At 59.1% G+C, this 22,652-nt stretch carries 21 protein-coding genes and 1 pseudogene; 6 read left to right on the forward strand and 16 right to left on the reverse strand.

Going from position 1 to position 22,652, the window contains the following annotated elements; translation table 11 throughout:
* Positions 1-43: 43 nt before the first annotated feature.
* From AC0KW6_RS02090 to iscR, 10 genes are all read right to left on the reverse strand, one after another.
* Entirely contained in the window at positions 44-1,264 is a 1,221-nt protein-coding gene (locus tag AC0KW6_RS02090; protein WP_323780621.1) for a cysteine desulfurase, read from the reverse strand.
* Entirely contained in the window at positions 1,257-1,841 is a 585-nt protein-coding gene (locus AC0KW6_RS02095; protein ID WP_323780618.1) for a YIP1 family protein, read from the reverse strand. Before AC0KW6_RS02095 ends, AC0KW6_RS02090 begins: the two co-directional genes overlap by 8 nt.
* The gene (locus tag AC0KW6_RS02100) at positions 1,838-2,323 is read right to left on the reverse strand and encodes a YIP1 family protein (RefSeq protein ID WP_474033947.1); all 486 of its coding nucleotides are present in this window, start codon (positions 2,321-2,323) and stop codon (positions 1,838-1,840) included. The genes AC0KW6_RS02095 and AC0KW6_RS02100 overlap by 4 nt, the downstream gene beginning before the upstream one ends.
* Complete coding sequence (locus AC0KW6_RS02105; RefSeq protein WP_323780613.1) at positions 2,323-3,603, reverse strand: SufB/SufD family protein; 1,281 nt, start codon at positions 3,601-3,603, stop codon at positions 2,323-2,325. Before AC0KW6_RS02105 ends, AC0KW6_RS02100 begins: the two co-directional genes overlap by 1 nt.
* Positions 3,604-4,359: a Fe-S cluster assembly ATPase SufC gene (gene sufC, locus AC0KW6_RS02110; RefSeq protein ID WP_024089906.1), complete on the reverse strand. Its 756-nt coding sequence runs from the start codon at positions 4,357-4,359 to the stop codon at positions 3,604-3,606.
* Positions 4,360-4,400: 41 nt separating this feature from the next.
* A complete protein-coding gene (locus tag AC0KW6_RS02115) occupies positions 4,401-5,003 on the reverse strand; it encodes a hypothetical protein (protein ID WP_323780610.1) in 603 nt (200 codons plus the stop codon).
* An 11-nt stretch (positions 5,004-5,014) separates the two neighbouring features.
* Positions 5,015-5,329 (reverse strand): heavy metal-binding domain-containing protein, encoded by a 315-nt coding sequence (locus tag AC0KW6_RS02120; protein WP_024089904.1) that lies wholly within the window; start codon positions 5,327-5,329, stop codon positions 5,015-5,017.
* 39 nt (positions 5,330-5,368) lie between these two features.
* Positions 5,369-6,892 (reverse strand): Fe-S cluster assembly protein SufB, encoded by a 1,524-nt coding sequence (sufB, locus tag AC0KW6_RS02125; RefSeq protein WP_474034211.1) that lies wholly within the window; start codon positions 6,890-6,892, stop codon positions 5,369-5,371.
* Between the two features lie 14 nt (positions 6,893-6,906).
* Positions 6,907-7,950 (reverse strand): cysteine desulfurase family protein, encoded by a 1,044-nt coding sequence (locus AC0KW6_RS02130; RefSeq protein WP_474033948.1) that lies wholly within the window; start codon positions 7,948-7,950, stop codon positions 6,907-6,909.
* Positions 7,951-8,079: 129 nt separating this feature from the next.
* Positions 8,080-8,538 (reverse strand): Fe-S cluster assembly transcriptional regulator IscR, encoded by a 459-nt coding sequence (gene iscR, locus AC0KW6_RS02135; protein ID WP_024089901.1) that lies wholly within the window; start codon positions 8,536-8,538, stop codon positions 8,080-8,082.
* A 186-nt stretch (positions 8,539-8,724) separates the two neighbouring features.
* On the opposite strand from iscR, the gene AC0KW6_RS02140 reads away from it, so the two are divergent.
* The 5 genes from AC0KW6_RS02140 (at position 8,725) to typA (ending at position 13,432) form a co-directional block, all read left to right on the forward strand.
* Positions 8,725-9,378, forward strand: coding sequence for an alpha/beta hydrolase (locus tag AC0KW6_RS02140; protein WP_024089900.1), 654 nt, complete (start codon positions 8,725-8,727; stop codon positions 9,376-9,378).
* Positions 9,378-9,620: a hypothetical protein gene (locus tag AC0KW6_RS02145; RefSeq protein ID WP_474033949.1), complete on the forward strand. Its 243-nt coding sequence runs from the start codon at positions 9,378-9,380 to the stop codon at positions 9,618-9,620. The genes AC0KW6_RS02140 and AC0KW6_RS02145 overlap by 1 nt, the downstream gene beginning before the upstream one ends.
* Complete coding sequence (locus AC0KW6_RS02150) at positions 9,617-10,786, forward strand: HD domain-containing protein (protein ID WP_474033950.1); 1,170 nt, start codon at positions 9,617-9,619, stop codon at positions 10,784-10,786. Before AC0KW6_RS02145 ends, AC0KW6_RS02150 begins: the two co-directional genes overlap by 4 nt.
* Before the next feature lie 396 nt (positions 10,787-11,182).
* On the forward strand, positions 11,183-11,518 hold the full coding sequence (locus AC0KW6_RS02155) for a DMT family transporter (protein WP_323780600.1): 336 nt from the start codon (positions 11,183-11,185) through the stop codon (positions 11,516-11,518).
* A gap of 93 nt (positions 11,519-11,611) precedes the next feature.
* Positions 11,612-13,432 carry a translational GTPase TypA gene (typA, locus tag AC0KW6_RS02160; protein ID WP_474033951.1) on the forward strand — a complete coding sequence of 607 codons (1,821 nt, stop codon included), beginning with the start codon at positions 11,612-11,614 and terminating at the stop codon, positions 13,430-13,432.
* 48 nt (positions 13,433-13,480) lie between these two features.
* Here typA and AC0KW6_RS02165 read toward each other — a convergent pair.
* From AC0KW6_RS02165 to recA, 4 genes and pseudogenes are all read right to left on the reverse strand, one after another.
* Positions 13,481-13,795: pseudogene (locus AC0KW6_RS02165) on the reverse strand (MOSC domain-containing protein); the annotation flags it as partial.
* Between the two features lie 158 nt (positions 13,796-13,953).
* Positions 13,954-14,241: a DUF1330 domain-containing protein gene (locus AC0KW6_RS02170; protein ID WP_024089895.1), complete on the reverse strand. Its 288-nt coding sequence runs from the start codon at positions 14,239-14,241 to the stop codon at positions 13,954-13,956.
* A 77-nt stretch (positions 14,242-14,318) separates the two neighbouring features.
* Positions 14,319-16,970 (reverse strand): alanine--tRNA ligase, encoded by a 2,652-nt coding sequence (gene alaS / locus AC0KW6_RS02175; RefSeq protein ID WP_474033952.1) that lies wholly within the window; start codon positions 16,968-16,970, stop codon positions 14,319-14,321.
* Positions 16,971-17,126: 156 nt separating this feature from the next.
* Positions 17,127-18,194, reverse strand: coding sequence for a recombinase RecA (recA, locus tag AC0KW6_RS02180; RefSeq protein ID WP_474033953.1), 1,068 nt, complete (start codon positions 18,192-18,194; stop codon positions 17,127-17,129).
* A gap of 192 nt (positions 18,195-18,386) precedes the next feature.
* Between recA and AC0KW6_RS02185 the strand changes: the two genes are divergently transcribed.
* On the forward strand, positions 18,387-18,986 hold the full coding sequence (locus tag AC0KW6_RS02185; protein WP_323782532.1) for a gamma-glutamyl kinase: 600 nt from the start codon (positions 18,387-18,389) through the stop codon (positions 18,984-18,986).
* Positions 18,987-19,041: 55 nt separating this feature from the next.
* Here AC0KW6_RS02185 and AC0KW6_RS02190 read toward each other — a convergent pair whose 3' ends face one another.
* Together AC0KW6_RS02190 and AC0KW6_RS02195 are read right to left on the reverse strand one after the other, a co-directional pair.
* Complete coding sequence (locus tag AC0KW6_RS02190) at positions 19,042-21,357, reverse strand: ATP-binding response regulator (protein WP_323782529.1); 2,316 nt, start codon at positions 21,355-21,357, stop codon at positions 19,042-19,044.
* A 92-nt stretch (positions 21,358-21,449) separates the two neighbouring features.
* Positions 21,450-22,625, reverse strand: a complete 1,176-nt coding sequence (locus AC0KW6_RS02195) for an RsmB/NOP family class I SAM-dependent RNA methyltransferase (protein WP_474033954.1) — start codon at positions 22,623-22,625, stop codon at positions 21,450-21,452.
* Positions 22,626-22,652 lie beyond the last annotated feature (27 nt).

Here is a 22,652-nt window from a genome sequence, read left to right on the forward strand (position 1 = left end):
GGCGCCTCTGGGGGCGCCGTTTTCGTCTTGTTGCATAATAGGATCAGGCAAACAAATCGTGTGCCAGCTCCAGCGCAGCGATCAGCGTGTCGACCTCTTCCTTGGTGTTATAAAGGCCAAAAGACGCGCGGCAGGTGGCGGACACACCCAGGTGATCCATCAGCGGGCCGGCACAGTGGTGGCCGGCGCGCACCGCAACGCCCTTTTTGTCGAGGATCGTCGAAATGTCATGCGCATGGGCGGCCCCTTCCATTGTAAAGCTGAAAATCGCCGCCTTGCCAGGTGCTTGTCCCTGCACGTTGATCCAATTCAACCCGGTCAGCCGCTCCAGTGCATAGTCGCGCAGCCCGCCCTCGTGCTTGGCAATGTTGTCCATGCCAAGCTCCATCATGTATTCCAGCGCAACGCCCAGGCCGATGGTCTGCACGATGCCGGGTGTTCCGGCCTCGAATTTCATCGGCGGGTCGTTGTAGATGATCTGCTCCTTAGAAACTTCCCTGATCATGTCGCCGCCGCCGATGAAGGGGCGCATTTCCGCCATGCGTTCGGGTTTGATATAGATCGCACCCGAGCCGGACGGACCGTAAAGCTTATGGCCGGTGATGGCGTAAAAGTCGCAGCCGATATCCTGTACGTCCACCGGCATATGCACCGCCCCTTGCGAGCCGTCGACCAGTACCGGCACGCCCTTGGCATGGGCACCCTGAGTAATGGCCTTCACATCCACCACAGTGCCCAGCACGTTGGAGCATTGCGTGACTGCAATCAGCCTGGTCTTGGGGGTAATCGCGTCGATAACTTTCTGCGGATCCAGGCTACCATCATCAGCCACGTCGACCCATTTCAGCACCACACCCTGCCGTTCGCGCAGGAAATGCCAGGGCACAATGTTGGCATGATGCTCCATTACCGACAGGATGATCTCATCCCCGGCCTCGAACCGCGGCATTGCCCAGCCATATGCGACCAGATTGATGCCCTCAGTTGTGCCAGAGTTCAGCACGATGGTGTTCTCATCACCTGCATTCAGGAAGCGGGAAATAGTCCCGCGCACGGCCTCGTATTTCTCCGTCGCCAGGTTAGAAAGGAAGTGCAAGCCACGATGAACGTTGGAATACTCCTCGGCATAGGCGCGTGTTACCGCGTCAATCACCACCTGCGGCTTCTGCGCAGACGCACCGTTGTCGAGATAGGTCAACGGCTTGCCGTTCACCTGCCGTGCAAGGATCGGGAAGTCGGCACGGATTTTTTCCACGTCATACATGTTCGGGAAGTCCCAGATTGGCTGGACCGATCAGGCCCACGATAAAGAGAAGGGCAAACACCAGGATCATGCTGGCCATCAAAACGACCCCAAGCGATCGCCACACAGAGCCGAATTTGTGCGCCGAATTCACGAAGTGCAAGAGGATGAAGAACACCATGATGTTCGCCGCAATATTCAGCAGGGCAGCCAGGGCCGGCAAAACCAGGAGCATCGCGACAACAGCAGCGTTAAGACCCGCCTGCAGCAACTGGAGCCAGGTCACCAGTGCAAGCAGAGCTGCCAGACTTCCCTGACCGCCCAGCCATCGGCCGGTGGTTGCAAGCATGGCAATGAAGCTGAATTGCAGCACCAGAATAACCGCGAAATAGGCACCAGGCGCAAACCTTGGTATCAGAACCTCAGGCGGCAGCGGAAACAGCACTTGCTGCAAAGTATAGACACAAGTATTCAGCACCACAGACAGCAGAAAGCCTGTCCATAGGGCCTCGCGCGGCCAATCCTGTGCCAGGATCTGCTGCGCAGCATCTCGCGGCGATTTCACCGTCAGCAGGGCAAAGGCGGCCAGTGCGTTCATTGATTTACCCAATACCCTTGGATCATGCCGGACACCCAAAACCACAGAAAGACTGCACACCACAGCGCCCCCACCAGGTTCAAGGCGGGTCCCGCTCCGATAAACCCTGCGACCAGCCCATTCAGCAGCATCAGCGGACTGGCTGCCAGACAGGTCCAGAACAGCGCCAGCCGGGCGCAATAGGCCTCACCCTTCCCGCCTGCAGCGCGGGCGATCCAATGCGCCGCCAATGCCAGAACGTATAAGATCAGCGGCGCGATGAAGACGATGCCCAGCAGTGACCCGCCCAAAAGCATATTCAGGTCCTGGCCGCTTAGATGCGCCTCGCGCGCCAGCCTCGGCATCTGCGCCACAAAGGTCAGCACACAGCCGCTGAGCACGAAAATCAGCAGCCGGTCTTCGCGCGCGCCCATGTCCAGAAGCCGCGCAAACACCTTGCGCGGCCCCTTATAGGTCGCCGGGATATCCGTGGTGACGGACATCAGCGGCGCCGGGCCAGCCAGCCTTCGAGGCGGGAAACGATGTCGGCCGCGATTTCCGCGTCCTCGATCTCTTCCACTGCTTCGGCCAGGAAGGCCAGTGTCATCAGATCGGTCGCCTCGGCGTGCGGAACACCGCGCGAGCGCAAATAGAACAGACCTTCTTCGTCGATCGCACCAGAGGTCGACCCGTGCGAGCAGGCGACGTCATCAGCATAGATCTCCAATTCCGGCTTGGCCAGGAACTGGCTGTCTCCGTCCAGCAGCAAGGATTGGGAAATCTGATACCCATCCGTCTTTTGCGCGCCTTCTTTTACCAGGATTTTCCCCTGGAACACGCCGGTTGCACCGTTTCGCAGCACCTTTTTGAAAACCTGGCGGCTTTCGCAATTCACCGCGTCATGGGTAACGAAAACCGTGTCGTCGTGGTGGAAATCTCCATCGCCAACGCATGCGCCTGCAATATGCGCGACCGCGTCATCGCCGGTCAGTTCAATCACCGCCTCGTCACGGGTCAGCACGCCGTTCACGGTCAGAGTGAAAGACTTGAACACAGACTCGGAGCCAAGGCGGGCAAACAGATGCGTTGCCGCACGGCGCTCGTGGTCCCGGCCTTGCGCACGTACCAGATGCAGCTTGCCGCCGTCCGCAATGTCGATCTCCGCGCACTTGTTAAAGCGCGAGGCCGCAGGGCCATTTTCCAAGATCGTCACTTCGGCGCCCGTTTCGACGCGAACCACGTGATGCAGGATCGCGTCAGAGCTCTCATCCGAGTGCACATAGGTGAAGTTGATCGGTTTGGACACCTTGCCAGTCACCCGGATGGCAACGCCATCCGTGGCAAAAGCAGTATTCAAAGCCGCCAGAGGGCGTTCCACCGGGGTTTGCCCGCGCGCTTCAAGAACACCGTACAAGTCCTTGGCCCAATGAATATCTTTGCAGCAGATGTCCTCGATCCGGTCGATGGTCACACCTTCCATCGCCAAATCATCAGAGGCTTCAGCGTCAAAGACACCATCGACAAAAACAATATTCAGACGCTCGAAATCGCTGAACATCGGTGTCTCATCCGCAGTAAACACCGCGGCTTTGACTGCCTCAGCCTGAACCAGTGTTTCGGGGCGGGTGTATTTCCAGTACTCATCACGACGGCTGGGCAGACCCATGGTTTGGACCCGCGACAGCGCTGCCTGCCGGGCTGCCGTCAGGCAGCCGCTTTCCGGCAGGGTCAGCGCGGACAGCCGCGCCTCGGTTGCGCTTTGCTTGACTTCGGGCAGGGCCATTTACGCCTCCTCTGCCAAGATGCCGGCGTAACCGTTGTTCTCGACTTCAAGCGCCAGCTCAGGACCGCCGGTTTTGACGATACGGCCGCCCGCCAGGATGTGAACCACGTCCGGTTTGATGTGGTCCAGAAGACGCTGATAGTGGGTGATCACCAGGAAGCCGCGGCCCTCGTCGCGCAGGGCGTTCACGCCTTCGGCCACCAGCTTCATCGCGTCCACGTCGAGGCCCGAGTCTGTTTCATCAAGGATACACAGCTTCGGCTCCAGCATCGCCATCTGCAGGATCTCGTTGCGCTTCTTCTCACCGCCGGAGAAGCCGACATTAACCGGGCGCTTCAGCATTTCAGCGTCGATCTTGAGGGTCTTGGCTTTGGCGCGGATGATTTTCAGAAAGTCGGAAGCCGACAACTCTTCCTCACCGCGGGCTTTGCGCTGTGCGTTCACCGCGGTGCGCAGGAAGGTCATATTGCCGACACCGGGGATTTCCACCGGGTACTGGAACGCCAGGAACATGCCGGCTGCGGCGCGTTCTTCCGGTTCCATCTCCAGGATGTCCGCACCTTCCAGCTCAGCTGAGCCGTCAGTGACCTCATAGCCGTCGCGGCCCGACAGCACATAGGACAGGGTGGATTTGCCCGAACCGTTCGGCCCCATGATGGCATGCACCTTGCCTGCTTCGACCTTAAGGTCGACGCCCTTCAGGATTTGCTTATCCTCATCTTCAAGCTTGACGTGCAAGTTTTTGATTTCGAGCATTTTTGCCTCTCGCATAGTACTGTTCCGGCAGCCGTTGGCGCCTAGAAGGTTTTTGTGTAAAGCGTAAGAATCTGTGTCAGATCCTGACGCGGAAGTTCGTTGGCAAGCAGTTCGAACCGGGCCATGCGGCCGCGGATCTCAACCGGCTTCACCCATTTTTCGACCTGATTGTACAATGCCCGTCCGGCATAATCGTCAAACAGCACGGTTACAGGCTTCTCCGTCCGCAGCATGACAGTCAGGAAGCAGGCGGCCCGGAACCGTCCGTCAATCAGCACCAGGTCCGGTGCCTCGAAGTGCGGCAGGTCCCAGATCGTATTGGGATACTGATGAAAGCGCCGCCACATATCATTGTTTAACGGCCTGCCCCATTTGCCGGTCTTGCCGACATTGGCATGGTGCAGATGCACTTCCGACTTGCTGCCAGCCTGACGCAGATACCGCTTCATCATGCGGTACCACATTTTGTCGGACTCGACGGAAAAGATTTTTTTTCCGCTCAGCTCAGACGCCAGAACGGTCGAGCCGCCGCTGCCATACTCCAGAATGACACCTGCATCCCGGTAATGGCTGCGAACCCAGTCGGCCTCTTCAGGCGGCAGAGTAAGCTGCGGGCGCACGATGATCTGTTCGTCTTTTGCCATAGCCCGGCCCCTTAGCCCAGCACCACAGCGGTGCCGCTGGCCGAAACCATAAGCATGGACTGCCCAACCACTTCGTAGTCCAGATCCACGCCCACAACGGCATTGGCGCCCTTGTCCCGAGCACGGTCTTCCAGCTCCGCCAAGGCCGTTTCACGGGCATCCTGCAGCTTGCTTTCATAAGCCCCGGAGCGGCCACCGACGATATCGGTGATCGATGCGAAAACATCGCGCACCACATTGGCGCCCATGATCGCCTCGCCCACCACGATGCCTTTGTATTCGGCGATCTGGTAGCCTTCGACGTTTGGTGTGGTTGTGACGATCATGCTGTTGCTTCCTTGTAACGGCACCCCAAGGGCCGGCCTTTAGCCGACCGAGCCTTCCAGCGAGATCGCTACCAGTTGCTGCGCTTCCATGGCGAACTCCATCGGCAGCGCCTGCAGGACGTCTTTGCAGAAACCGTTGACCACCAGAGCAACTGCCTCTTCCTCGTCCATGCCGCGCTGGCGGCAGTAGAACAGCTGGTCGTCGTCCACCTTGGACGTCGTCGCCTCATGCTCCACGCGGGAGGAGTTGTTCTTGACCTCGATATAGGGAACCGTGTGCGCGCCGCATTTATCGCCAATCAGAAGCGAGTCGCACTGAGTGTAGTTGCGGCTGTTCTTGGCCTTGGGGTGCATCGACACCAGACCACGGTACGTGTTCTGCGCCTTGCCCGCAGAGATCCCCTTGGACACGATGCGGGATTTAGTGTTTTTACCTAGGTGCACCATTTTCGTGCCGGTATCAGCCTGCTGCATGTTGTTGGCGATGGCGATCGAATAGAACTCGCCCTGGCTTTCATTGCCGCGCAGGATGCAGGAGGGGTATTTCCAGGTTACGGCAGAACCGGTTTCAACCTGGGTCCACATCACCTTGGCGCGGTCACCGCGGCAATCGGCGCGTTTGGTGACGAAGTTGTAAATGCCGCCCTTGCCGTTCTCATCGCCCGGATACCAGTTCTGGACGGTGGAGTATTTCACCTCGGCATCTTCTTCGATGATGATTTCGACCACTGCGGCGTGCAGCTGGGCGATATCGCGCGCCGGTGCGGTACAGCCTTCCAAGTAGCTGACATAGCTGCCTTTATCGGCAATGATCAGCGTGCGTTCAAACTGGCCGGTGTTTTCCGCATTAATGCGGAAATAGGTCGACAGTTCCATCGGGCAACGCACACCCGGCGGCACGTAGACAAAAGAACCATCCGAGAACACAGCAGAGTTCAGCGTGGCGTAGAAGTTGTCAGAAACAGGAACCACGGTGCCGAGGTATTTCTTGACCAGCTCTGGATGTTCGCGGATGGCTTCGGAGATCGAGCAGAAGATAACACCTGCTTCTTTGAGCTCTTTCTGGAAGGTGGTGCCAACAGAAACCGAATCGAAAACAGCATCCACGGCCACTTTGCGGCCCTCGGCGGGCGCATTTTCAGCGCCTTCGACGCCAGCCAGAATCATCTGTTCTTTCAGCGGGATACCCAGCTTTTCATAGGTCGCCAGCAGCTTGGGGTCGACCTCATCCAGCGATTTCGGCTTCACTTCCATCGATTTCGGGCGGGCATAGTAATACTGATCCTGGAAATCGATTTCCGGATAGTCGACCATCGCCCAGGTGGGTTCTTCCTTTTGCAGCCAGCGCTCGTACGCCTCCAGCCGCCAGGTCAGCATCCATTCGGGCTCTTCATTCTTTTCAGAAATCAGCCGGATAATATCCGTGGTCAGCCCTTTGGGGGCGTATTCCATCTCAATATCGGTTTCCCAGCCGTATTTGTAAGCACCGCCAACCTCGCGGACGGCGTCCACGGTTTCCTGGTCAACACCTTCCTTGACTTGGGTCTGGTCCAAAGCGGCCATTGTCATCTCCTCACTCACGCCGCGCGGGCGCGATGTTTCTGTTCTTTTTGCAGCCACGCATCGGCAAAGCGCAGCACGTCTTCTTCTTTTGTCTGCGGCCCCAGCGACACGCGGATTGCGCTATATGCCGTGGCCTCGTCATATCCCATTGCGGTCAACACCGCGCTGGCGCGCACCTTGCCGCTGGAGCAGGCGCTGCCCGCGCTGATGGCAAATCCCGCCAGATCCATCTGCATGACCTGGGTTTCGCCCTTCCAGCCCGGTGTAGCAAAACACAATGTGTTCGGCAGCCGCTTCTGATCCTTCCCGACAAAAATAGTATGGCTTGCGCCAGACACAAGCGCCTTCTCTAGAATATTTCTAAGTTCCGCAACCCTGTCCCAGACACCATTTGCCAGATCTTTTTCCGCAGCTTCAGCTGCGGCGCCCAAACCTGCGATTCCAATGACATTTTCGGTGCCCGACCGGCGGCCCATTTCCTGGCCGCCACCCTTGATCTGGGCAGGCAGATCCGTACCGCGTTTGATCACAACAGCGCCGATACCCTTGGGCCCGCCGAATTTATGCGCTGAAATCAGCGCCATTTGCGCGCCCAGCCAGTTGAAAGCCACCGGCATTTTTCCAAAAGCCTGAGTCGCATCAGTCACAGCCAGCCCCTGAGGCAGGTGCTGCACTATACCGGTTTCGGAATTGGCCAATTGCACTGTGCAGGCTGCGGGATCGGTGACCCTGACCGTCCCTTGAGCGCTTACTTCAAGATCCTCCATGGTCCAGGCCCGCACCGCATCATGCTCCACTGCGGCACCATGCAGTCCGCGGCCCGCCAAAGCCAACGAGGCACCTTCCGTGGAGCCAGAGGTAAACACGATATCCGCCCCATCCGCGCCAAAAGCAGCGGCAACCTGCGCCCGTGCCTTCTCAACCAGCGCCTTGGCAGCGCGGCCTTCAGCATGCACCGACGACGGGTTGCCGCAAACATCCATCGCCGCAATCATTGCAGCCCGCGCCTCGGGACGCAGGATGGCAGTGGCGTTATGATCAAGATAAACGCGAGTCATAGAGTCATCTTTTTGCGGATCGCTGCTGCCTCATACGCTGCCTCGCAGCACTTCGCAAAGCTTTCCCGCATAAATTGTGCGGCGTGCACGCCGAAACCGGGCAGATGAGGAAAGCGTATTCCTGGCACCTCAATCATCCACGACAGCAAACAGGTTCGGCACTGCCGGACATGGCGCCAGATCGTTCTTAATGACATCCGACAGGCGGGTCTGGTGCAGAAACACATAAACATGCGCGCTCAGCCCCTCCCAAAGGCGGTTGGTCAAAGATTGCGCCCGGCTGCCGGACAACGCGCCCGAAGCTCCTGCCCCTTTGTGCATCGCATCAACCGTTTCATCCACGGCAGACAGCACATCGACCACCCGGATCTCCGACGGTATCATCGCCAGCCGGTAACCGCCGCCAGGGCCGCGCACCGACTCGACCAGCCCCGCACGGCGCAGCTTGACAAACAACTGCTCCAGATACGGCAGCGAAATATCCTGGCGCTTGGAAATGTCTCCCAGCGGCACCAAATTGCCCTGCGGCTGCAGCGCGATATCCGCCAGTGCGACCATTGCATAGCGCCCTTTGGTGGAAAGCTTCATAATTTACCCCTCGAAACCAGGGCGGGAGTGCGAAAACATTGACCTTCCCCGCGTCTGTGCGTATCTCAGCCTGACGGTGTATGGCGAGGCCAGCGCCCTTGATTAGAACTGTTCTAAGATGCCCGTCGGAACCCGTCAAGTTTTCTGCCGGCAGTCGCGAGAACGAGAGTAGGATTTGAACCACCCATGCCCGAGGTCATCTTTCCTGGACCCGAAGGCCGCCTCGAAGGCCGCTATCACCCGCAAAAAGAAAAAGACGCCCCGATCGCCATCGTGCTGCACCCGCATCCGCAATTCGGCGGCACCATGAACAACAAGGTGGTCTACAATCTCCACTATGCATTCTACAACATGGGCTTCACCGTTCTGCGGTTCAATTTCCGCGGCGTCGGCCGCAGTCAGGGCGAATACGACCAGGGCGTGGGCGAACTGTCGGATGCGGCGTCGGCGCTCGATTACCTGCAGTCGATGAACACCAATTCCAAGCATTGCTGGGTTGCGGGCTTCTCCTTTGGCGCCTGGATCGGCATGCAGCTCTTGATGCGCCGTCCGGAGATCACAGGCTTCATTTCGGTTGCGCCGCCAGCCAATATGTATGACTTTTCCTTCCTGGCGCCCTGCCCGTCTTCCGGCCTGATCATCAACGGCACCTCAGACCGTGTGGCGCCGCCTGCGGATACCGCCAATCTGGTTGGCAAGTTGCATGAGCAGAAAGGGATCACCATCACTCACAATGAGATCGAGGGTGCGGATCACTTCTTTCAGGAGCCCCATATGGACACGATGATCAGCGATGTGTCCGATTACGTGAAGCGCCGCCTGACGGAGAACACCCGCTGATGAGCTCGATCGAGACGCTGGCCCAAAAACTGGCGGTCGATACGATCAAAGTGCAGGACGCCAGCGGCGAAGACCGGCTGTATGTGGAGGTGGGCCAGGTTTTGGGCGCCGCCTCCCAGTCGCTGGAAGAAGCGTTTCTGACAGAAATGCGCGTGCGTCTGGCCGAACGCAAGGCGCGCGAGTTTCTCAATCAGAAAGTCAGCGAAATTCAAGAGCAGCTTGAAGCAAAGGGCGAAGCATGAACGGCCGGCTGGACGCACAATTCGCCTTCCTGCTGGAAGCGGACAAGCTTCGCCGCATTGACCGCCAAAACCTGATCATTGATTGCAGCCGACGCGAAAATTCGGCTGAACACAGCTGGCATCTGGCGCTTTATGCGCTGGTCCTGGCCCCGTTTGCATCGCCGGACGTGGATATTTTCCGCGCGATCCGGATGCTGCTGCTGCATGATCTGGTCGAAATTGACGCCGGCGACCACCCGATTACAGATAATGTCGATTGGGGCGCGGTAGCACAGGCAGAGCAAGCCGCCGCCAAACGCCTGTTCTGCTTACTGCCCGAGGATCAGGGCGCTGAATTCCTAGAGCTATGGCAGGAATTTGAGGCTGCGGACAGCCCCGATGCGCGATTTGCCAAACGGGTGGACCATTGCCAGCCGATTTTTCAAACGCTCTGCGGCGTCAAACCGCTGGATTGGCATGTCGATGTGGTCCGGCAAAACCTGAACGGCGGGCGCGCTGCAGCGCTAAAGCAGGAATTCCCCGAAGCCTACCACCTTGCGCTGGCCCTGCTGGATGAGGGTACTGGCTTTGACTGCAGCCGGCTGACCGCCCGTCTGCTCTTTCTGAATGAAGCAGACAAGCTGAAGTTAGTCACCCGCGCCTCCATGTTGGGGGATGGTTCCCGGCACGAAAACTCGGCCGAACACAGCTGGCACATCATGCTTTACGCCTGGGTTCTCGCAGAGCACAGCGCAGCCCCTCTTGATCTTGACCGGGTGCTGCAAATGCTGCTGCTGCATGACCTCGTCGAAATCGATGCAGGCGATACGCCGATCCACGGCGTATTTGATCCCGCAGCCCTAAAGGCGCTCGCTGCCAAGGAGGAATCTGCCGCAGACCGCCTGTTTGGCCTACTGCCCGCCGACCAAGGCGTGCCGATGCGGGCCATCTGGGGCGAATTCGAAGCGGCGGAAACCACTGACGCTGTGTTCGCCAAAGCCATTGACCGGGTTCAACCGGTAATGCTTAACTTGCTGAACGGCGGCGGCAGCTGGGTCGATTATGACGTGAACCTGCCGCAACTCGACGCGCGGGTTGGCAAAAAGGTCAACCTCGGCGCACCAAACGTTTGGTGTTCTGTTCGGGCCATGATCGAACCATGGTTCAGGGAAACCGGGCGCCTTTGACAGCAGACTGGGGAACAGTGCCGCCAGAGAAATAGCGTGCAGCACAATGCCCCCCCTTCATCCGGCATAGCAACGGATTAGCGCATATGCGGGGCACGGCACCCGGGTAGGCGTCAGGCTCTTCAGGCAATCTGACGGCACTTTTTGCGCGCCTTGAAACAAGCTGCTCTCGGGTTCTTTCTCCCACACCGATTGCAATAATTGGAACGATCTCCTAATACTGCCCAACGTCGGCGCACGGCGTTTCTTCGCACAGTCATCTGTTCACAGACGCGGCGGCCGAAAACAAGGCATTCTGCGACGCATTAAGACTTCCTGCCTTGCTTTGAATACGGTACCGGAGAAAGCAACACGGCTCCGCCAGAGGCTGGGCAAAACGCGCACACGGAGGCAGAGATGCCGGTTCACTACTTCTACCTGATTATCGCGGTTGCAGCAGAAACCATTGGCACTACGGCCCTGCAGGCCAGCCAGCAGTTCAGCAAGCTGGGGCCGTCGCTGATTGTTCTGGTCGCTTATGCCTTCTCTTTCTATATGATGGGGCTGACGCTTAAATTCATGCCGGTGGGTATCGTCTATGCGATCTGGTCCGGGCTTGGCATCCTGCTGATCGCTGTGATTGCTTTCTTTGCCTTTGGCCAGAAGCTTGATCTTCCAGCCGTGATCGGCATGGTGCTGATCATGTCCGGCATCGTTATCATTCATCTGTTTTCCAAGTCTTCCGCCCATTGATCCGCATTTGCGGCGCCTTTGGACGCATTTCCTCTGGCCTTTGTACCGGGTTCGGGCTATGCGCGGCCCAACTTCCTTACAAAGGCGAACTTCATGGACTTGCGCAACATTGCGATCATTGCTCACGTTGACCACGGCAAAACCACTCTGGTCGACGAGCTGCTGAAACAATCCGGCGCCTTCCGCGAAAATCAGGCTGTGGCGGAACGCGCCATGGACAGCAACGATCTGGAGCGCGAGCGCGGCATTACCATTTTTGCCAAACCCACCTCGGTCGAGTGGAACGGCACCCGTATCAACATCGTCGACACCCCTGGCCACGCCGATTTCGGCGGCGAAGTTGAGCGGATCCTGTCGATGGTCGACGGGGTGGTGCTGCTGGTGGACGCCGCCGAAGGCCCGATGCCGCAGACCAAATTCGTGACTTCCAAGGCGCTGGCCCTGGGCCTGCGCCCGATCGTGGTATTGAACAAAGTCGACAAGCCGGACGCCGAGCCCGACCGCGCGCTCGACGAATGTTTTGACCTGTTTGCCTCACTCGAAGCAAGCGAAGACCAGCTGGACTTTCCACACATGTACGCCTCCGGCCGTTCCGGCTGGGCCGACGCGGACCTGGACGGCCCCCGCAAGGACCTGCACGCGCTGTTCAACCTGATCGTGAACCACGTGCCGGAACCAAAGCAGATCAAACAGCAGGACGATGACTTCCGGATGCTGGCCACCACTCTGGGCAGCGATCCCTTTGTAGGCCGCCTGCTGACTGGCCGCGTCGAATCCGGCAAACTGAAGGTCGGCGCAACCGTTCAGGCACTCACCCGCATCGGCCAGAAGATCGAGCAGTTCCGCGTGACCCGCATCCAGGCGTTCCGCGGCCTGTCCCAGCAGGACATCGAAGAAGCGCAGGCGGGCGACATCGTCTCCATCGCCGGCATGGCAAAGGCAACCGTGGCCGACACCATCTGCGCCCTCGCCGTGGATGAACCGCTGGACGCCCAGCCGATCGATCCGCCCACCATCACTGTGACTTTTGGCATAAACGACAGCCCTCTGGCCGGCCGTGACGGCAAAAAAGTCCAGTCGCGCGTCATCCGAGACCGCCTGATGAAAGAGGCCGAAAGCAACGTCGCGATCAAGATCGCCGACACCCCTGGCGGCGAGGCCTTTGAGGTTTCGGGCCGCGGTGAACTGCAGATGGGCGTTCTGATTGAAAACATGCGCCGCGAAGGGTTCGAGCTTTCAATTTCGCGCCCGCAGGTGATCATGAAGGAAGTTGACGGCGTCCGCATGGAGCCGGTCGAAGAAGCCACCATTGACGTGGACGACGAATACTCCGGCGCGGTGATCGAAAAGCTGACCGGCACCCGCAAAGGTGAACTGGTCGAGATGAAGCCCGCAGGCGCAGGTAAGACCCGCATCATCGCCCACGTGCCGTCGCGCGGCCTGATCGGCTATCACGGCGAATTCCTGACCGACACCCGCGGTACCGGCGTTCTGAACCGCGTGTTCCATGGCTGGACCCCGCACAAGGGTGCAATCCCGGGCCGCCGCGCAGGTGTGCTGATCTCTATGGAGAACGGCACTTCGGTTGCGTTTGCGCTATGGAACCTGGAAGAACGCGGCAAGATGATGATCGGCGCTCAGGCCGACGTCTACACCGGTATGATCATCGGCGAACATTCCCGCGAAAACGACCTGGAAGTGAACCCGCTGAAAGGTAAAAAATTGACCAACGTTCGCGCCTCTGGCACCGATGACGCGGTGCGTCTGACGACCCCGGTGACACTGTCGCTGGAAGAGTCGATTGCCTACATCAATGACGACGAACTGGTCGAGGTGACACCGAACTCCATACGCCTGCGCAAGCGCTATCTGGACCCGCATGAACGTAAGCGGATGGCCAAGGCCAACGCCTGATAATAATCAAACGGCGGCAGAGACTTCTGCCGCCGTTTTTTATTCCGCCTAAATCATTGCTGTGCCGCTGTCCCCCAAGGCCACCCTGCCCGGCTCGACGACTTCGGCGTAGCAACCGCCATGCCCGCGCATCTCGTTATAGCCACCATGGCCCAGCACCTCTTCCATCCGCGAACAGGCCGGACAGGGGCCCGTCACACGCAAAACAGCACTCCCGATTTGCAGTTTGGCTTTGCGCAAAGCCGCCAGATTGATCCCTGAAACGGCAAAGTTCCGGCGCAGCTGCGCTGGCTGCAAAATCTTCAGTCCGGCAAGCGCGGCAATCACCGGCAGATGTTCGGCCTGGATCAAGGCTACAGCGCGTTTGCCCTCTTTGGCATGATCGCCGCAAAGACCCGCTGCCGATACATCCGCAGTTTATGGTGTCAGAACTTCATGCCCCCGCGCAGGTCGCACACCCATGCACGCCACCCGGCTCTGGCCGGCGCGGCGCTTCAGCATGTCCGCAAAAGCGGTGATCGCTATTCGGAGGTTTCCACCACCATCAGTTCCCGCTCGGACGCACCGCGCGCGTGGCTCAGCGCCTCTTGGTACTCCGGGCTGTGATAACAATCGACTGCGGCGTCGACACTTGGAAATCTGGCAACCACATTGCGCGGTCGCTCCTTTCCCTCCAGCTGCACGAAACGCCCGCCGCGGGCAACAAAGGTGCCGCCGTGCTTGGCAATGGCAGGCCCCGCCAGTTCGGCATATTTACCGTAGGCATCAGCATCGGTAACGGTGACATGTGCAATCCAGAGTGCAGGCATCGGAGCCTCCCAAGTTATGATATTTCCGGCAGATTAGGCGATTTGCCGGAAAGACCAAGTGTTTTTTGACCAAATGGTCAACCAGCCAGTATGGCCTCGGCTGCCTTGATCGCCTCGTCAGCGCCAGAGAAATCCTTGCCGCCGCCCTGGGCCAAATCCGGACGGCCGCCGCCGCCTTTGCCACCCACGGCCGGAACAGCCGCTTTCAGCACGTCCACAGCCGAGATTTGGCCAGTCAGATCGTCGGTCACGCCGGCGGCCACAGCAACCTTGCCATCCTCCTCTGCGATCAGCAGGATCACACCGGAGCCGATGTTCTGCTTATGTGCATCAATGAGGCCGCGCAGGTCTTTACCGGACACTCCCTTCAAAGCCTGGGCCAGGAACATCTTGCCGCCAATCTGCTTGGCATCAGCAGCATTTCCAGAACCGCCGCCCATCGCAACCTGCTGTTTGAGGTTCGAAATCTCGTTCTGCAGCGCCTTGCGCTCATCCATCATCGCCTTGAGACGGTCCATGACATCCGCGGGCTGCGTTTTCAAAGTTGTGGCGATCTCTGCCATCCGGCCTGCTTCGCGCTCCAGATGCTCAAACGCTGCGGCACCGGTGAGCGCCTCAATCCGCCGCACACCAGCCGAGGACGCACTGTCGCCAAGGATCACAAAGGTACCGATATCGCCTGTCTGCTTGACATGGGTGCCACCGCACAATTCTATCGAATACGTGTCGCCATTGTGGCCCTTGCCAGTTGCCGCCCGCCCCATGGAAACGACCCGCACTTCATCCCCGTATTTCTCGCCGAAGAGCGCCTGCGCGCCAAGGCCCCGCGCATCATCCGGGGTCATGATCCGGGTCGAAACAGTAGTGTTTTGGCGAATGAAATCATTTACTTCTGCACCGACCCTCTTCAGTTCAACAGCGCTCATAGCCCTATTGTGGCTGAAATCAAAACGCAGGCGGTCAGCGGCGTTGAGCGATCCCTTTTGGGCCACATGCTCCCCCAGCGCATTGCGCAGCGCCTCATGCAGCAGGTGAGTGGCCGAGTGGTTGGCACGGATCCGGCTGCGGCGCTTGTGATCGACCTCCATGGCCGCACCAAGGCCAACGGCAATTTTGCCTTCAGTCACTTCGGCGATGTGCAGGAACAACCCTTCTACCTTTTTGGTGTCGGTAATCCGGGCCGCGCCGCCTTCGACGGTCAGCACGCCGCTGTCGCCGACCTGACCGCCGCTTTCACCATAAAACGGCGTTTGGTTCAGGATGATCTGAACCGTTTCGCCCTTGGCAGCCGATTGAACCTGCGCGCCATCCTTGACGATCGCATCAACTTGGCCTTCGGCATTTTCGGTCTCGTAGCCCAGGAATTCCGTTGGCCCGACTGCATCGAGAATGTCGAAGTACACCTTCACATCCGCCGCTTCACCCAGGCCGATTCCACCAGCGCGGGATTTCTCCTTTTGCGCTTTCATCGCCGCATCGAAACCCTCGATGTCGACCTCAATTTCTTTGGCACGCAGCGCGTCCTGCGTCAAATCGAGCGGAAAGCCATAAGTGTCATAGAGTTTAAACGCAGTTTCTCCGGGCAGGACATCGCCCTTGCCCAGGTCGCCCGAGGCATCATCCAGCAGCTTCAGGCCACGGTCCAATGTCCTGAGAAAACGGGTTTCTTCCTGCTCGAAGGTCTCTTCGATCAGCGCCTGGCCCTGGCCAAGTTCCGGATAGGCCGCGCCCATCTTCTGAACCAGCGCGGGCACCAGCTTGTGCATCACGGGATCGGAGGCGCCCAGCAGCGATGCATGGCGCATCGCGCGGCGCATAATTCTGCGCAAAACATAGCCGCGGCCTTCATTCGAGGGCAGCACGCCTTCGGCAATCAGGAAAGAGCAGGACCGCAGATGATCCGCGATCACCCGGTGATGCACGTTCTGATCCCCGAACGGATCCGAGTTGGTCACATTTGCCGAAGCTTCGATCAGCGATTTGAACAGATCGGTCTCATAGTTGTCATGGGTGCCTTGCAGCAGCGCGGCAATTCGCTCCAGCCCCATGCCGGTGTCGATCGACTGCATCTCCAGATCAACCATCGAGCCGTCGGCGAACTTCTCGTTCTGCATGAAAACGAGGTTCCAAATCTCGATGAAACGGTCACCGTCTTCCTCAGCCGAACCCGGAGGGCCGCCCCAAATATGATCGCCGTGATCATAGAAGATTTCTGTGCAAGGACCGCAAGGGCCGGTATCGCCCATCTGCCAAAAGTTGTCAGAGGTTGCGATCCGGATGATCCGGTCCTCCGGCACCCCGATCTTCTTCCAGATTTCAAAGGCTTCATCGTCAGTGTGGTAGACGGTGGTGTAAAGCCTGTCCTTGGGAACGTCGAGTTCTCTGGTGATCAACTCCCAGGCAAAAGGGATTGCCTCGTGCTTGAAATAGTCGCCAAAGGAGAAGTTGCCGAGCATCTCGAAAAATGTGTGGTGGCGTGCGGTATAGCCCACATTGTCCAGATCATTGTGCTTGCCGCCGGCGCGCACGCATTTCTGCGAGGTGGTCGCGCGCTTGTAATCGCGGCTCTCAACCCCGGTAAAACAGTTCTTGAACTGTACCATGCCTGAGTTGGTGAACATCAGGGTGGGGTCGTTGCGCGGCACCAGCGGGCTGGAATCCACCACTTCGTGCCCCTGTTTGGCAAAGTAGTTCAGAAAGGTTGAGCGGATATCGTTGAGCGTCGGCATATACAGGATCTCTTGCGGGCTTAAAATAAGCGTTCCGGGCAGGTTTACCCCCCAGCCGGCGCACTGTCTACAGCGCGAAGCCGCGTCTCCCATGAAAAAGGGCGTAGCTTGCGCCACGCCCCCGTTTTTCCAAGATCCGATCAAATTATCCGGCGCTTAGGCCTCGAGGATATCGTCTGTGCCACCCACATCCGGACGGTCGAATTCCAACCCGTGCGAGGCGCGGATCTTGTCTTCGATATCAAAAGCAATCGCCGGGTTGTCCCGCAGGAAGGTCTTGGCGTTTTCACGCCCCTGCCCGATCCGTTCATCCCCGTAAGAGAACCAGGCCCCGGACTTATTGACGACACCGGCCGCCACGCCCAGATCCAGCAGCTCCCCCATTTTCGAGATGCCTTCGCCATACATGATGTCGAACTCCACCTGCTTGAACGGCGGCGCCACCTTGTTTTTCACCACTTTGACACGGGTCGAGTTGCCGACCACCTCGTCCCGGTCCTTGATCGCACCGATGCGGCGGATGTCCAGGCGGACGGAGGAATAGAACTTCAGCGCGTTGCCGCCGGTGGTGGTTTCGGGCGAGCCGAACATAACGCCGATCTTCATGCGGATCTGGTTGATGAAAATCACCATGCACTTGGAACGGCTGATCGAGCCGGTCAGCTTGCGCATTGCCTGGCTCATCAGGCGGGCCTGCACGCCGACACTGCTGTCGCCCATATCGCCCTCAAGCTCGGACTTGGGGGTCAGTGCGGCAACCGAGTCGACAATCACCATGTTGACCGCACCCGAACGCACCAGCGTGTCAGTGATTTCCAGCGCCTGTTCGCCGGTATCGGGCTGGGAAATCAGCAGCTCATCCAGATCGACACCCAGCTTGGCCGCATACTGGGGATCCAGCGCGTGCTCCGCATCGACAAAAGCACAAACACCGCCCTTTTTCTGCTGTTCCGCAATGCAATGCAGCGTCAGCGTTGTCTTGCCGGAACTCTCCGGCCCGTAGATTTCAACAATCCGCCCCATCGGCAGACCGCCAATCCCCAGCGCGATGTCCAGCCCTAAAGAGCCGGTCGAGCTGGCCTCGATCTCCTGCAAGGCGGTGCCATCGCCGAGCTTCATGATCGAGCCCTTGCCGAACTGCCGCTCAATTTGCGCAAGCGCGCTGTCGAGCGCCTTTTGCTTGTCACCGCTTACTTTATTTTTCATGGTCAAAAGATCCGCCATAGTCCCTTGTCCCTTTCTATGTGTCACACACCGGGGCGTGCGGCAATCACTGCTTTGTTCACCTCTTGTTCCTTATGGGATCAAAGGGAGAACATTGCAACAGAAAACTGGTATACCCACTTCACGGTGCGGATGTTAAAGATTGGTTTATAGTTAATCCGCAGCAAGAAATTTTACCGGGCAGTTGACGGAATGATGATATTTTTCAAGAAACGGCTGGCGCTTCTCTCTGTTCCCAAGACCGGGACCACAGCCTTTCAGGCGGCTTTGCGCAGCCAGGCGGATCTTGTGATCACTGATCCGCCGGAACTGAAGCATGCGCCGCTTTACCGCTACAACCGCTGGATACGGCCGATGTTTGAAAAAGTCTGCGGCGCGGAACTGGAAGTGGCCGCAGTGATGCGGGAACCGGTCAGCTGGCTGGGCAGTTGGTACCGGTACCGGCAACGGCCCGCGCTGGATGGCAAGGCAAACTCGACCAAGGATGTCAGCTTTGATGAGTTCCTGCATGCCTATTGCAAGGGGAAACCGCCCGCCTTTGCCAATGTCGGCAGCCAGGCAAAGTTCCTGGAATCCCAGCCTAACGGCTGCAAAGTAAACCATCTGTTCCGCTATGAGGATCAAGACGCATTCAGGAAATTTCTGGAGCAGCGCTTGGACTTGGACCTTCGGCTGGAGCGCAGGAATGTCAGCCCCCAGGCAAGGCTGACATTAAGCCCGGATGCCGAGAGCCATGTCCGGCGAAAACGCGCCGCGGAATTTGAACTTTACGAGTCGATTCCGCTCCGCTGAACATTAAGAAGGCCGCCAGGAACGGCGGCTTTTTCCATCCCTGTGTTTACCAGCCTCAGTGAAGTTGTTCGTGAACCGTTTCGGTCAACTGGTTGAGCGAAAACGGCTTGGGCAGGAAAACCGAATTCGGAACATCCGGATCGGCCTCGCCAAAGGCCCCTTCGGCATAGCCGGAGACGAACACCACCCGGGTGTCAGGACGTTCTTTCAGCGCCTGTCGTACCCAGCTGGGACCATCCATGCCGGGCATCACCACATCGGTGACGAAGACATCCACCGTCAGGCCGGGATCTTCCAGCGTGCGCAGGGCGTCCTCGGCGGATTCGGCTTCCAGAACCGTATAGCCCCGCATCCTGAGAGCCCGGGACGCAAAGGCCCGCACAGGTGCCTCATCCTCAACCAGCAGCACCACGCCCTCGCCATGCTGGGCGGCGGCGGCTTTCTCCGAGGACCCAGCCGGCTTTTCAGCAGACGTCTGATCGGCTTGCTGTTTGTACACCGGGAAGAACAAGGTGAACTGGGTGCCGTGGCCCTTCACCGAGTCAACAAAGATGTAGCCGCCTGTCTGCTTGAGGATGCCATAGGCAGTGGACAGGCCCAGGCCGGTCCCCTCGCCGGTACGTTTTGTGGTGTAAAAGGGCTCAAAAACTTTTTGCAGCTTATCCGGAGCAATTCCGACACCTTCGTCGGACACTTTCACGGTGACCCAGTCGCCCGCTGGAACTGTGGCACGGTTCCGCTCCAGCGGCTTGTCAAGCGCGATAACTTCCGTCTCAACCCGGATCTCGCCGCCCTGCGGCATCGCATCGCGCGCGTTCACCACGAGGTTCATCAGTACCTGTTCCAGCTGCCGCTTATCGGCGCGGATCGCCTTCATCACCGGATCGTGGCTAAGGGTCAGGGTGACCTTCTCGCCGACCAGACGGTTCAGCAGATGCGTGAGGTCCGACAGCGTTTCCCTCACATCCAGGGTTTCCGGCTGCAGGGTCTGCTTGCGGGAAAATGCCAGCAGCTGGCTGACAAGCGAGGCCGCCCGGTTGGCGTTTTCATGGATCTGGATCAGGTCTCCATAGTCCTGATCGCCCTGGTCATGCCGCAGCAGCAAAAGGTCGCAATGGCCGGAAATCGCGGTGAGCAAGTTGTTGAAGTCATGCGCAACACCGCCGGCAAGCTGCCCGATTGCCTGCATCTTCTGGCTTTGCACAAATTGCGCTTCCAGCGTTTTCAGCTCGGTCGCGTCATTCAGCACTGCGATCAGCATCGGGGTGCCCTCTTCCACCACCCGGGTTAGGGTAACCTGAACAAAAACTTCCTTGTCGGATCGTGACAGGCGCAGGAATTCAGACTTGTTCGGCGCCAGCCCATCGGCTGTATCGCGCAGCCAGTCAGACATCGGGCGTCCGAGGCCCTCCATCAGCTGGCCAAGTTTAAGATTAGCGCAGCTTTCAACCCCCAACAGGCGCAGGGCCATGCGGTTGCTGGTCAGAATTTCACCTGTGGGAGCAACCTTGAGAAACGGCACCGGCAGCGCCTCCAGCCCGGCTTGGGCGGGGTCGAAATTGCATTCATCCACCTCCATCAGAAACAGCTCGCTGCGGCCCTGAGTGCGGTTTTTCTCGCTGACCAGAACCTGGACCGGGCCGGACTTGGTGCTGAGCGTGTTGACCTGACCGGGCATGACCGGCAGTGCAGGAAACAAACGGTCGGTGGACTTCACCCGTTCACCAATCAGGCTGCGGGCCGCCTCGTTCATGAACAAAACAGCACCGGTCCGGCCCACCGTGATCATCGGAACCGGCATCGTTTCAGCACCGCGCCCATTGCCGCCGCGATCCAGAATATCCTCAACCCGCCATAAAAAGCTGCCGCCATTCATCTGGTGCACCGCCAGCCGCACCTGGCCGCGGCGGGTCACGATATCCTCTCGCGCGGCACCATCGACACGGGCCCGGCTTTGCAGCCGGTACAAGACCGCCGACGGGTTGGCCAGGATCGACCGCAAGGTTCCAGCCAATGTGTCGCGGTTGCCGTCTTGGAACCGTTTCACTGCTGCCCCGTTGCAGGCATGGATCACCCCATCATCGTCTGTGACAAAGCTGGGTGTCGCGTCTTTTTCGATAAAACCGGTCAGCAGGTCGGCCGCCATCGCCCGCGCATTCAGCCGCATCCGGGTTTGGATGACCATCAGAGCCGCCACAGCCGTCAATGTCAGCCCTACCATGAAAAAGCCGCGGCCCATCCAATCGGGCAGCGGCACCAGCCAGGGGCTGAACATCAGCATCAGCGCCAGCAGCAGCGTCGCTGCTAACCGGGCGTGCTCGGGCGCATAAACCCGCAGTTCCGGAACGGAAGTCTCTTGGCGACCGGGCATTGCGGCTCCATGGAAAATGCAAAGTGACGCCATAACGCGGCGGATTTGGTTAAAACCACGTTAAGAAACACAAATGTTTCCCGGCGGAGACCCTAACAACCACCCTTCGCACGCGTCAACACGGCAACGAAGAAACCATCGGTGCTGTTCTGGACCTGCCAGCTTTGCTGGGCCGCCAGAGACCAGCCCCAGTTCTCTTGCAGAAACTTTTGAACCTGCTCTGTGTTTTCGCTGTTCAGCATTGAACAGGTGGCATAGGCCAAAGTTCCGCCAGGTGCCGTCAGGCTTCCCGCTTCACGCAAGATATCTGCTTGGACTTGGTGCAGAGACTGCAGGTTTTCAGGCGTCAGCCGCCATTTGCCTTCGGGTGCCCGCCGCCAGGATCCGGAACCGGAGCAGGGTGCATCGCACAGCACCAGGTCGAACGGCCCGCTGCGGTCAAGGTCCGAAGTCAGCAGTTGCTGCACCTGCACACCCGCCCGGGCCGCGCGCTCGGGAAGGTCTTTCATACGCCTGGAATCGGCATCATGGACAAACAGACGGAGTTTCGCCTGCGCCGCCATGGCCAATGCCTTGCCGCCGCCGCCAGCGCAGTAATCCAGCACCTTCATTCCGTCTTGCAACGGCAAAAGCGCGGTTACAGCCTGGCTCGCCGCATCTTGTAGTTCAACAAGACCGTCCTGGTACACTTTCGTATTGCGCAGTTTACGGGCACCTTCGGTCACTTCCAGCGCCGTGGCAGCGGCCGGGTGCGGCCGGGTGGCGACGCCTTCTGCGGCAAGCGCGGTTTGCGCTTGCGCAAGTGTCCCGCGGGCAATGTTCACCCGCAGATGCACCGGTGCCCGGCCACGCAGGGCAAGAGCTGCGGCTTCTGCCTGATCCCCAAGGCTGCTGCGGAATTCAGGCCACAGCCAATCGGGAATATCCAATGCCTCGGCCCCTGCGGGCGGAGAGGGCAGCTGACATTCCGTCTCGGTCAAAGGTGCAGGCCCGTATCCCTGTCCACTAAAGACGTCTGCCGGGTCCTGCCCTGCTTCCCGCAGTGCGCCCAAAACCAGCCCCCGTCCGCTGCGCGCGCCGCCAAGGGCTGCGTGCGACCGCTGGCAACGCAGGGCAGAGAACACATGATCACGCACTGCGGCCCGGTCTTTCGATCCGGCAAACCGGCTTCGGCGGCCCCAAGACGTCAAAGCCTTCTCCGCAGGCTCGCCCTCCAGAATCTGGTCTAGAACCTCGATGGCCGCCTGCAGGCGGGCGGCGGGGGTCATGCCCCTGCCCCTTGGTTGGACGCGGCC

It is taken from the genome of Leisingera sp. SA215, from assembly GCF_055902035.1.